The organism is Sphingomonas sp. A2-49, assembly GCF_025548555.1.
Lineage (GTDB): Bacteria > Pseudomonadota > Alphaproteobacteria > Sphingomonadales > Sphingomonadaceae > Sphingomonas.
The window spans coordinates 131,650-143,057 of sequence record NZ_JAJLPA010000006.1; the positions used below are offsets into that span (position 1 = coordinate 131,650).

At 73.4% G+C, this 11,408-nt stretch carries 11 protein-coding genes and 1 pseudogene; 4 read left to right on the forward strand and 8 right to left on the reverse strand.

The features are described from left to right. The first annotated feature begins 7 nt into the window (after positions 1–7). Positions 8–958, forward strand: a complete 951-nt coding sequence (locus tag LPN01_RS08215) for a 2OG-Fe(II) oxygenase (RefSeq protein WP_262827888.1) — start codon at positions 8–10, stop codon at positions 956–958. Between the two features lie 2 nt (positions 959–960). On the opposite strand, the gene alr is transcribed toward LPN01_RS08215, so the two are convergent. Genes alr through LPN01_RS08235 form a run of 4 tightly spaced genes read right to left on the reverse strand, consistent with a single transcriptional unit; the run spans position 961 to position 4,463 of the window. Continuing rightward, positions 961–1,986, reverse strand: a complete 1,026-nt coding sequence (alr, locus tag LPN01_RS08220) for an alanine racemase (RefSeq protein WP_410482816.1) — start codon at positions 1,984–1,986, stop codon at positions 961–963. A gap of 43 nt (positions 1,987–2,029) precedes the next feature. Beyond that, complete coding sequence (locus tag LPN01_RS08225; protein WP_262827890.1) at positions 2,030–2,800, reverse strand: ABC transporter ATP-binding protein; 771 nt, start codon at positions 2,798–2,800, stop codon at positions 2,030–2,032. Further along, complete coding sequence (locus tag LPN01_RS08230) at positions 2,791–3,747, reverse strand: FecCD family ABC transporter permease (RefSeq protein ID WP_262827891.1); 957 nt, start codon at positions 3,745–3,747, stop codon at positions 2,791–2,793. The genes LPN01_RS08225 and LPN01_RS08230 overlap by 10 nt, the downstream gene beginning before the upstream one ends. Next, the gene (locus LPN01_RS08235; RefSeq protein WP_316747177.1) at positions 3,744–4,463 is read right to left on the reverse strand and encodes an ABC transporter substrate-binding protein; all 720 of its coding nucleotides are present in this window, start codon (positions 4,461–4,463) and stop codon (positions 3,744–3,746) included. Before LPN01_RS08235 ends, LPN01_RS08230 begins: the two co-directional genes overlap by 4 nt. Positions 4,464–4,729: 266 nt before the next feature. Here LPN01_RS08235 and LPN01_RS08240 point away from each other — a divergent pair, with 266 nt between their 5' ends. Next, positions 4,730–5,017: a hypothetical protein gene (locus LPN01_RS08240; protein ID WP_262827892.1), complete on the forward strand. Its 288-nt coding sequence runs from the start codon at positions 4,730–4,732 to the stop codon at positions 5,015–5,017. A gap of 86 nt (positions 5,018–5,103) precedes the next feature. Then, complete coding sequence (locus LPN01_RS08245; RefSeq protein WP_262827893.1) at positions 5,104–6,684, forward strand: aldehyde dehydrogenase (NADP(+)); 1,581 nt, start codon at positions 5,104–5,106, stop codon at positions 6,682–6,684. A gap of 43 nt (positions 6,685–6,727) precedes the next feature. Here the strand turns inward: LPN01_RS08245 and LPN01_RS08250 are convergent, their stop codons facing one another. The 4 genes from LPN01_RS08250 to LPN01_RS08265 all read right to left on the reverse strand — a co-directional run bounded on the left by LPN01_RS08250 (position 6,728) and on the right by LPN01_RS08265 (position 10,862). Continuing rightward, positions 6,728–7,597, reverse strand: coding sequence for an SMP-30/gluconolactonase/LRE family protein (locus LPN01_RS08250; protein WP_262827894.1), 870 nt, complete (start codon positions 7,595–7,597; stop codon positions 6,728–6,730). Positions 7,598–7,686: 89 nt separating this feature from the next. Then, complete coding sequence (locus LPN01_RS08255; RefSeq protein WP_262827895.1) at positions 7,687–8,796, reverse strand: NADH:flavin oxidoreductase/NADH oxidase; 1,110 nt, start codon at positions 8,794–8,796, stop codon at positions 7,687–7,689. A gap of 48 nt (positions 8,797–8,844) precedes the next feature. Continuing rightward, complete coding sequence (locus LPN01_RS08260; protein WP_316747180.1) at positions 8,845–10,206, reverse strand: HAMP domain-containing sensor histidine kinase; 1,362 nt, start codon at positions 10,204–10,206, stop codon at positions 8,845–8,847. Next, a complete protein-coding gene (locus tag LPN01_RS08265) occupies positions 10,203–10,862 on the reverse strand; it encodes a response regulator transcription factor (RefSeq protein ID WP_262827896.1) in 660 nt (219 codons plus the stop codon). Before LPN01_RS08265 ends, LPN01_RS08260 begins: the two co-directional genes overlap by 4 nt. Before the next feature lie 110 nt (positions 10,863–10,972). On the opposite strand from LPN01_RS08265, the pseudogene LPN01_RS08270 reads away from it, so the two are divergent. Then, positions 10,973–11,408, forward strand: a pseudogene (locus tag LPN01_RS08270) (hypothetical protein); the annotation flags it as partial.

Consider the following 11,408-nt stretch of genomic DNA (forward strand, 5'->3'; position numbering starts at 1 on the left):
GCAGGCCATGCTGGCGGCAGGGCGAGCAAACGATGCAATCGCTACGATCGCGCGCGCCGCCGCCGCCGGCGACGCCGACGCCTTGTACCAGCAAGCCATATGGCTGCTAACCGGATCGCCACTTGCGCGCGACCTGCCGCAGGCTCGGCACGCGTTGCGGCAGGCGGTGGACCGAGGCCATTCCGAAGCGCGACTCGTCGAGATCGCGCTTGCCGCCAACGGCACGGGCGCCCCGCCCGACTGGGCCGCTTCCTTGAGCCTGCTGGACGGGGCGTGTGCCGCCGCGGACCCCGATGCGCGCCGCATCCGTCGTCTGCTGGCCGGAATGGCGCTGGCCGACGGGGGCGAACCCGCGACGTCGCCCGCAGTTGAACACCTCGTCGCCGACGGCAGCGTGCGGCGGGCGACCGGAATGCTGACGGTCGAGGAATGCGCGCATGTCGCCCGCAGCGCAGCCGATCTGCTCGCGCCCGCGGTCGTGGTCGACCCGCGCACGGGGCGTTCGATGCCACACCCGATCCGGACATCCGATGCGGCGGTCATCAGTCCGCTCCGGGAGGATCCGGTATTGCGCGCTATCAACGCGCGGATCGCGGCGGCAAGCGATACCGCGATCGGTCAGGGGGAGGCCCTGACCATCCTGCGCTATCGACCAGGCCAACAGTTCCGTCTGCATTCGGACGCGCTGCCCGGCGTGCGCAACCAGCGGCAGCGCACGGTGCTTGTGTACCTCAACGACAATTTTACCGGGGGAGAAACGATCTTCCCCGACCACGGGCTGACCATCACCCCCCGAACGGGCGACGCCATCATATTCGACAATCTGGACGGGTCAGGCAACCCGACGCCCCGTGCGCGCCACGCCGGGGCACCGGTCATTCAGGGCACGAAATGGCTGGCGACGCGGTGGATCAGGGCGCGGGCGTTCGACGTATGGACCGGCCCGGAGGCCGCCTGACGTCACCCCAGCCGCGCGTATCGCCGCCCCAACCCCGTCAGCAGCTCATATTGCGACAGGCCGCTCGCCGCGCTCGCCTGCGGCAGGGCGAAGTCGATCGCGATCCAGTCGCCCTCCGCCAGCGTCGGTTCGGCGCCGACGTCGAGCGCGATCAGGTCCATCGACACCCGGCCGATCACCGGCACGGTGCCGCCCTGCGCGCTGCCGCGATCCGAAAAGCCGCGCAGATAGCCGTCGGCATAGCCCAGGTTGACGATCGCCACCTCGGTCGCGCGGGGCGCGGTCCAGGTCGCGTTGTAGCCGACCGTGTCGCCCGCCTGCACCGTGCGGCGCTGGAGGATCTGTGCCTCCGGCGTCACCACCGGCCGGATCTCGCCCGCGAACTCGCGGCGCGGCACGCCGCCGTACAGCGCGAGGCCGGGCCGGGTCAGGTCGAACGCATAGTCCGCGCCCAGCGCGATGCCGGCGGAATTGGCGAGGCTCATGCGCTGCGCACCGGTGGCGCCGGCCAGCGCCGCGAACGTGGCCTGCTGGCGGCTGTTCATCGGCGAATCCTCGTCGGCGCAGGCGAGGTGACTCATCAGCGTCTCGATCGTCAGGCCGTCGAGCAGGCCCTCGCGCACCGCCTGCGGCGAGACGCCGAGCCGGTTCATGCCGGTGTCGACCATCACGTCGCACGCCCCTCCGCCCGCGTCGCGCCAGCGCGCGACCTGCGCGTCGGTGTCGAGCACGGGACGCGCGATGCCCGCCAGCGCGCGCGCAACGGCCATGTCCTCGGCGCGCACGCCGTGAAGGACCGAAAGCGGCAGGCGCTGCGCCGCGATCGCCGCGGCCTCGTCCCAGGTCGCGACGAAGAAATCGCGACAGCCCGCCGCGGCGAGGGTTGCGGCGACGGTGGCGGCGCCCAGACCATAGCCGTCGGCCTTGATCGCCGCGCCGCATGCGGCGGCGCCGCTCATGCGGTCGAGGGTGCGCCAATTGGCCTGGAGGGCGTCACAGTCGATGCGGAGGCGAAGGGGAGCGGTCACCCGCCCGCGCATAATCGCCGCGGGCGGCCGCGTCGATGCCCGCTCAGCGGGGGATGCGGCCGACCGGCACCATCATGCGGCTGCCGGGCACGCTCGCCACCGCGACCTCGAACACCTGCGCCACCAGTTCGGGGGTGAGCACCGTCGCCGCCGGGCCGGCGCCGGCCACCTGCCCCGCGCGCAGCAGCAGCACGTCGTCGGCGATCTGCGCCGCCTGCGCGAGGTCGTGGAGGACCAGCACGACGCCGCGCCCCTGCCCCGCGACGCCGCGCAGCCGATCGAGGATGTCGACCTGATGCGCGGGATCGAGGCTGGCGAGCGGTTCGTCGGCGAGCAGCCATTCGGGCTGCCCCGCCAGCACGCGTGCGAGCAGCACGCGCGCGCGCTCGCCCCCCGACAGCTCGCCGACGCGGCGATCGGCGAGCGCGGTCGCTTCCGTCGCGGCGAGCGCGTCGGCGATCGCGGCACGATCGGCGGGAGAGGCGGCGGCGAAGGGCGCGCGATGCGGCACCCGGCCGAGCGCCACGACGTCGCGGGCGGCGACGTTCCAGTGGATCGTCGCATCCTGCGGCAGGTAGCCGATGCGGCGTGCGCGCGTGCGGTGCGGCAAGGCGGCGACGGCGGCGTCGCCCAGCGTGACGTGCCCCGATGCCGGCACGACGAGTCCGGCGAGCGCCCGCAGCAACGTGCTCTTGCCCGCGCCGTTCGGCCCCAGGATCGCGGTGACGTGGCCCGGCCGAAAGACCGCATCGACACCGCGAAGCGCCTGCCGCGCGCCGAGCATCACGGTCAGCGCGTGCGCGCTCAGATCCATGCCCGCCCCCGATGACGCAGCAGCAGCATGAGGAAGAACGGCGCGCCGATCAGCGCCATCGCGACGCCCAGCCGCACCTCCGCCGCGCCGGGTGCGAGCCGGCACAGGCTGTCGGCGACCAGCACCAGTGCCGCGCCGCCCAGTGCGCTCGGCAGCAGCAGCGCGGACGGCCGATGCCCGAACAGCGGCCGCAGCAGGTGCGGCACGACGAGGCCGACGAAGCCGACCACCCCGGTCGCCGCGACTCCCGCTCCGACCGACAGGCCGGTCCCGAGCACCACCAGCAGCTGCACCCGCCCGATGCGGATGCCGAGCGAGCGCGCCGCCGCCTCGCCCAGCGTCAGCGCGTCCAGCGCGGGACCGGCGAGCGCGAGCAGCAGGCTGCCGACGATCAGGAACGGCGCCGCCCAGGCGAGGTCGGCGAGGCTGCGATCGGTCAGCGCCCCCATCAGCCAGTCGAGCACCCCCGTCACCGCATAGGGATTGGGCGCGATCGCGATCAGCAATGCGGTGAGCGCGCCGGCGAGGCTCGACAGCACCGTGCCGGCGAGGATGAGCGCGACCGGATCCGACCCGCGCCAGGTCAGCGCAACGAGCAGCGTGATCGCGGCGAGCGCCCCCGCCATCGCCGCGGCGAACAGGCCGAGGCTGCTGGCCCCGGCATAGAGGATCGCCGCGACCGCCCCCAGTGCCGCGGACGAGGACACGCCGATCACGCCCGGATCGGCGAGCGGATTGCGCAGGAACCCCTGCAACACCGCGCCGCCGAGGCCGAGCGAGGCACCGATCAGCAAGCCGAGCGCGGCGCGCGGCAGCCGCAGTTCGACGAAGATCGCCTGCCCCGCCGCGCTGCCCAGCGGCAGCCATTGCTTGCCCGCGACGAGCGACAGCGCGAAGCCGGCGACGACGAGCGCGATCAGCAGTGCGAGCGGCGCGGCACGCCTCACGACAGCTGCGCCCGGATCGCGGCGAGGCGGCGCAGCGCCGGCGGGATCGTCGGACCGCCGCAATTCATCAGTGCGCGCGGGAAATGCGCTTCGAGCGTCGAGGCGCCGCTGCGCGCGAGGATGCGGCGGCGCAGGTCCGCGGTGCGTCCGTCGCCGTCGCTCAGGATCACGCGGGGCGGATGCGCGACGATCGTCTCGATCGGCAGCGTGCCGGTGAAGGCGAGCCCGTAATCCGCCGCGGCGTTGCGCAAGCCGGCGCGCAGGAGCAGGTCGTCGAGCAGCGTCCCTCCGCCATTGGCGAGATCGCCGGCGATGAACAGCAACGCCGCCGGACGCGGACCCGTCACCTTCGGGATCGCCGCATCGATCGTGCGGACCAGCGCCGCGCCGCGCGCCGGGACGCCGGCGGCCTGCGCGATCGCCATCACCTGTCGCTGGCTGGCGGCGATCGTCGCGGGCGAATCGAGCGTCAGCACCGTCAGGCCGGCGCGCGCATAGGCGGCACGGCTGGCGGCAGGGGCGAAGACGTCGGTGACGACGAGGGCGGGGTGGCGCGCGATCACCTCTTCCGCGGTGCCGGCGATGGCGGGATAGCGCCGCGCGACCGCGAGCGGCATCGAAGTGGCGGAGGGATCGTGCGAATAGCGGCTGACCGCGGCGAGCCGGTCGGGCGCGATCGCGGCGAGCACCGCGTCGGCGCAGGGGTTGGTGGACACGATTCCCCCCTGCCGCGGCGGCGCGGCACAATCCGCCAGCGAGAGCAGCGCGGCGACCAGCGCCAGTTGCGGTGGCGATCGGCGACGGGACGGGCGGCGGAGGGACGGACGGCGGAGCACGAACCGTCGCATCCACCAGCGCGCGCCGTAACGCAAGCGCGCCGGATCGGGCCGCATCGGGAACGATCGGCACGCTGCCGCGCTTGGCGGACACCCGACGGAGATACGATCATGTCCAGCCTGCCCCATACCGCAGCCGTTCCGCGATGAACCGTCCCCGGCTGAACGCGGAGGCGCTGCGCGACGAGCTCAACCAGGCGGCGTTGCGCCTGTCGCTGGACAGCGAGGGCGCCAGGATCGATTTCATGCTGCCGACGCTGGCCGAACCCGACGAGGGCATCGTCCTGCCGGCGGGATCGGGGCACAATTGGGACGTGCAGGCCTTTTGCCCCGAGGGCCTCGACGCCATCGCGCGCAAGGCGGTCGAACAGGTCGCGGCGCAATGGGATCTGGAGCCCCACGCCCCGGCTGCCGGTGACGAGCGATCGAGGTAACGCTACCACGGCCATTGTCGCGCGCGCCGCCAGCCCCTACAATCTGGTCTGACATTACGCACCATTCCCCCGTGAGAGGTATTTCCATGATCGACGGCGCCCTGCTGATCGGCGGCGAAGCACGCCAGGCCCCCGACCGGTTCACCGCGGTGAATCCGGCGACCGGCGAAACGCTGACCCCCGACTTCTCCTCGACCGGCGCCGATGCGGTGGCGGAGGCGTGCGCGCTCGCCGAGGCGGCGTTTCCCCTTTATGCCGGCACCGACCTGGAAACCCGCGCAGCGTTTCTCGAAGCGATCGCGGACAATATCGTCGCGATCGGCGACGACCTGATCGTCCGCGCGATGGCCGAAAGCGGCCTGCCGCGCGCGCGGCTGGAGGGCGAACGCGGCCGCACCGTTGGGCAGCTGAAGCTGTTCGCGGGCGTCGTGCGTCAGGGCGATTTCCTCGACGCTACGATCGATCCGGCGATGCCGGAGCGCGCGCCGCTGCCGCGTCCAGACCTGCGCCGCATCAACCTCGCGATCGGCCCGGTCGCGGTGTTCGGTGCATCCAACTTCCCGCTCGCCTTTTCGGTCGCGGGCGGCGATACCGCCTCCGCGCTCGCCGCGGGCTGCCCCGTGGTGGTGAAGGGCCATCCCGCGCACCCGGGCACCGGCGAGCTGGTCGCGCGCGCGATCGCCGCGGCGGTGGCGGCGGCGGGACTGCCGGCGGGCGTCTTTTCCTATCTGCCAGGCGAAACCAATGCGCTCGGCGGGGCGCTGGTCGCCGATCCGCGCATCCAGGCGGTCGGCTTCACCGGCTCGCGCGGCGGTGGGCTGGCGCTGGTGAAGATCGCGGCACAGCGCGACGTGCCGATCCCGGTCTATGCCGAGATGTCGAGCATCAACCCGGTCGTGATCCTGCCCGCGGCGCTGGCGGCACGCGGCGAGGCGCTGGGCAAGGAATTCGTCGGATCGCTGACGATGGGCGCGGGCCAGTTCTGCACCAACCCCGGGCTGGTGCTGGCGATCGACGGGCCGGATCTCGACGCCTTCGTCGCGGCGGCGGCGGCGGCGCTGACCGACAGCGCCCCCGCGACGATGCTGAGCCCGGGTATCCACGCCAGCTTCGAACAGGGCGTCGACGCGCTCGCGTCGCACGCGTCGGTCCGCACGGTCGCGCGCGGCAAGGTCGGCGAAGGCGTCAACCAGGCGGTCGGCGCGGTATTCGAGACGGATGCGCAGGCGTTCCTGGCCGATGTCGCGCTGTCGCACGAGGTATTCGGATCGTCGTCGGTGATCGTGCGCTGCCGCGACGTGGCGGAGGTCGCGACGGTCATCGCCGGGCTGGAGGGCCAGCTGACCGCGACGATCCAGATGGATCCGGCGGACGAGGCCGATGCGGCGCGGCTGGTGCCCGTCCTGGCGCGCCGGGTCGGCCGCATCCTCGCCAACGGCTGGCCGACCGGGGTCGAGGTGGCGCCGGCGATGGTGCATGGCGGCCCCTTCCCCGCCACCAGCGACGGCCGCACCACGTCGGTGGGCACGCTGGCCATCGCACGCTTCCTGCGGCCGGTGTGTTTCCAGAACCTGGCGCCGGCGCTGCTGCCCGCCGGGCTCGACGACGGCAACGCCTGGGGCATCACGCGCCGGCTCGACGGCAAGCGCGAGGGCGGCGCGCGCTGATGCCCCTCCCCCCCATCGCCGCTGCGACGGGGGATAGCGGCGCCTACAGCACGGCCGGCGTCACTGCGACACCGGCGACGCCCGGATCGAAGGCGAAGACGTTGCCCGCCTCTGGCTGCGCGGCGAGCGCCGCCGCGTCGAGGCCCTTGCGCGCGCTCGTCGCGAAGGCGGTGCGCAGGTCGTCGCCGCCGAACGCGATCTTGGTGATGTTCGATGCGGGAAGCGTCACCGTGCCGATCAGGCGCCCCGCGGGATCGTAGCGGCGCACGCCCCAGCCGCCCCACAGCGACACCCAGATGCACCCTTCCGCATCCGCGACCGATCCGTCGGGATGGCCGGCGCCGTCCTCGATCTCGACGAACCGTTCCGCCTCGCCCAGCGTCCCGTCGTCGCGGATCGTCGCGCGCCAGATCGTGCGGGCGAGCGTGTCGGTATGGTAGAGCGTGTCGCCGGAAATCGCCGGGCCGTTGGTGATGCACACCGGGGCGAGCCCGCTGTCGGTCACCCGACCCGCGGCGTGGCGGTAGAGCCGTCCGCTCGCCTGCGTCTCGGCGTCGTCCATCGTCCCGAACCAGATCCGGCCGGCGCCGTCGGTGGTCGCATCGTTCAGCCGGTTGCCCGGCGCGTCGCCCTCGGCACGCGCGTGCAGCGTGAAGCTGCCGTCCGCGGGATCGAAGCGGTGCAGCCCGGTGCGCAGGCCGGCGATCATGCCGCCATCCGCGTCCGGCAGCACCCAGCCGACCTGATCGGGCGCATCCCAGCGGCGCGCGGCGCCGGTCGCGGGATCGTAGCGGTGGATGTGGCGGCCCTTGATGTCGACGAACCACAAGGCCGCGTCGCGTCCGATCCACACGGGCCCCTCGCCCAGCGTCGCCTGTACCGGCAGGATCGTACGAACGTGATGGTCTGACATGGGCTGCATCCTCTTCTGCTCGGCGCTTCATCCACCGGCGGCGGGGATTCGTCTAGTCCGACAAATAGCACCCCGCCGCGACCGACAGGTCAGCCGTCGACGTCGAACAGGTCGGCGTGGCGGCGCGGCTGCGATCGCAGATACTGGTCCGGCGCCTTCACCCGCGCGCCCAGATGCGCCGCCGCGTGCCACGGCCAGCGCGGATCGTAGAGGATGGTCCGCGCAAGCGCGATCATGTCGGCATCGCCGGTGCCGACGATCGCCTCCGCCTGATCGTAGTCGGTGATGAGGCCGACCGCGACCACCGGCAGGCCGCAGCCCTGCCTGACCGCGCGGGCCAGCGGCACCTGATAGCTGGGACCGGCGGGGATGTCCTGGCGCGGGTCGAGACCGCCGCTCGATACGTGGATGGCAGCGCATCCGCGCGCTTCCAGCGCCCGTGCGAAGGCGACGGTCTGGTCCGCGTCCCAGCCGCCCTCGACCCAGTCGCTGCCCGACACCCGCATGGTCACGGGGCGGTCGGCCGGGAACGCGGCGCGGACGGCGTCGTACACCTCGAGCGGGAAGCGCATGCGGTTTTCGAGCGTGCCGCCATACGCGTCGTCGCGCCGGTTCGACAGCGGCGAGAGGAACTGGTGAAGCAGGTAGCCGTGCGCACCGTGCAGCTGAACCGCGTCGATGCCGAGCCGCCCCGCGCGCCGCGCCGCATCGGCAAAGGCATCGCACAGCCCGCGCAGGTCGTCGACGGACAGCGCGACCGGCGCGTTCTCGCCCTCGGCGAACGCAACCGGGGACGGTGCGACCGTCTGCCAGCCGTCGGGCTGGCCGGGCGCGATCTGCTTGCCGCCCTTCCACGGCAGGTCGGTCGACGCCTTGCGACCGGCATGGGCGAGCTGGATCGCGACCGGCATGTCCGAATGGCGGCGCACGCTTTCCAGCACGCGCGCCATCGCCGCCTCCGTCTCGTCGTTCCACAGGCCGACGTCGGCATGGGTGATCCGCCCTTCGGGAACGACCGCGGTCGCCTCGATCGTCAGCAGCCCCGCGCCCGACAATGCGAGATGGCCGAGGTGGATCAGGTGCCAGTCGGTCATGCAGCCGTTGTCGGCCGAATATTGGCACATCGGCGCGATGACGATGCGGTTGCGCAGGGTCAGCGCGCCGACGGTGGCGGGCTGGAACAGGGCTGGCGTGCTCATGGGACCTCGTGGATGGCGAATGCGCGACCCCTACGAACGGGCGCGGCGTTAGTGCCGTGCCGGCAACCGCACGCGCGCCTCCAGTCCGCCGCCCGCGCGCGCGCCGAGCGTCAGCGCGCCGCCGTGCAGCTCGGCGAGCTCGCGCACGATCGCGAGGCCGAAGCCATGCCCCTCGCCGCGCTCGTCGAGCCGCACGCCCGGCTCGGTCACCCGCGCGCGCTCGGCCGCGGGAATACCCGGTCCGTCGTCGGCGACGCGCAGTTCGAGCCAGCGCGCGTCGCCGGCGGCCGCGCGGACGGTCACCGCGATCGTCGCGGCGGCGTGGCGCGCGGCATTGTCGAGCAGGTTGCCGAGCAGCTCGTCGAAATCCTGCGCGTCGATCGCCGCGACGGGGTCGCCAGCGACCTCCGGCCGGATCGTCAGTTCGCGATCCGCGTGCAGGCGTGCCACCGCGGCGACCAGATCGGCGACCGCGGGCGCGACGCGGGTGCTGGCGCGCACGTCCGCGGTCCCGGCGCGCGCCCGCGACAGATGATGGCGGATGGTCGCGTCGATGCGCGCGACCTGCGCCGCCCGGGCCGGGTCGTCGGCGAGGGCGAGCGCGAGCGTCGCCACCGGCGTCTTGAGCGCATGCGCCAGATTGGCGGCGGACTGGCGCGCGGTGGCGAGCGCGGCGGCGCGATCGGCGGCGAGCGCGTTGAGTTCGGCCGCGAGCCCGCGCAGCTCGACCGGCTGGTCCTCGTCCACCCGCTCGATCGCGCCGGCGCGGATCGCCGCCAGCTGCTGGCGCAGGCGACCGAGCGGGCGCAGCCCGAGCCGCAATTGCACCACCGTCGCGGCGGCGAGCAGCGCCGCCAGGATCGCCAGCGCGGCGAGCAGCGGCAGCAACGCATCGCGCAGCGGCCGGGCGATCACCGCGCGCGGCGCCGCCGCGGTCAGCGTCACCGCCCCGCCGCGGGTCGCGAGCACCAGCCGCCGCGCATGCAGGCCCCGGCCGCGGTCGTCCGCGCCGTCCAGTGCCTCGGGCCCGCCGTCGCGATCGCGCGCGGGACCGCCATCGGGACCGGGATCGGGATGCGGGCCGGGATGCGGCCCCGCCCGCAGCACCGGCAGGTCGACCGATCCGATCGCGCCTGCCGGTCCCTCGATCCGCCAGCGCCAGCCGCGCCCCGCCTCCAGCGCGCCGGCCCGTTCGGCGAGCAGCGCACGATCGACGCGTCCGTCGCGATCGACGGTGGCGGCGAGCAGCGCGACCTCGGCGTCCAGCCGCCGGTCGATCCCCTCGGTCACGACGCGTTCGAGGACGCCGCCGATCGCCCAGCCGGCGATGGCCAGCGCCAGCAGGATCGCGACCGCCGACAACAGCAGCATGCGCCCCTGGATCGAGGCGGGGATGAGGCGCACCGTCACGGACAGGTCAGGCGATAGCCGCGGCCGCGCACCGTCTCGATCATCGTCGCGCCGATCTTGCGGCGCAGCCGGCCGACGATCACCTCCAGGCTGTTCGAATCGACGTCGGCGTCGCCTTCGTAGACGCGTTCGAGCAGGTCGAGCCGCTCGATCACCGCCTCGCGCCGCAGCATCAGCGCCGACAGCACGCGCCATTCGAACGCGGTGAGCTTCAGCGGCAGGCCGTCGAGCTCGAAATGCCCGATCTGCGTGTCGAAGGACAGACGCCCGCACACCAGCACCGGCTGCGCATGGCCCGCGGCGCGGCGCACCAGCGCGCGCAGCCGCATCACCAGTTCCTCGACGCGGAACGGCTTGACCAGATAATCGTCCGCCCCCGCCTTGAACCCGGCGACCTTGTCCGACCAGCCGTCGCGCGCGGTCAGGATCAGCACCGGCAGCGTCCGCGCCGCGGCCCGCCATTCGCGCAGGACGGTGATGCCGTCCTTGCCCGCCAGCCCCAGGTCGAGCACCGCCGCGTCATAGGCCTCGGTCTCGCCCAGATGCGCGGCATCAATGCCGTCCGCCACCAGGTCGACCGCGAAATTCTCGGCGCGGAGCGCGCGCGCGATCGCCGGCCCCAGTTCGTGATCGTCCTCGACTAACAGAATGCGCATCGGCAGCGGGTACCCCCTCACCCTAAACGCAATCTGAACCGCGCGGTTCAGCGGGCGTCGGCCACCGGCGCATAGAACGGCGTCATCGACACACCAAATGGAGACGATCGATGGCAAGAATCACAATCGGACACCGCCAGCGGCTGGGCATCGGCGCGGCGGCCCTGCTCGCGGTGGGAGCGGCAGGCGGCGCCGGCGCGGTCGCGCTGACCCGGCCTGCGGTGGAGATGGCACCGACCATCGCCACCCCCATCGCGCGCCTGCCGCAGAGCAGCGGCATCGTCACCGTCAAGGGCCGCGTCGCGGAGGTCTTCGGCGACCGGTTCGTGGTGCAGGACGGCAGCGGCCGGGCGATGATCGACGCCGGGCGCCGCGGCGGCAGCGTCGCGAAGGGCAGCAACGTGCTGGTACAGGGTCGCTACGACGACGGCCAGCTGCGCGCGCGCTTCCTGGTCGGACCGTCGGGCGAGATCGACGAGGTCGGCCCGCGCCACGGCCCGCACGGTCCCGGCGGGCCGGGTGGTCCGGGTAGTCCGGGCGGCCCCG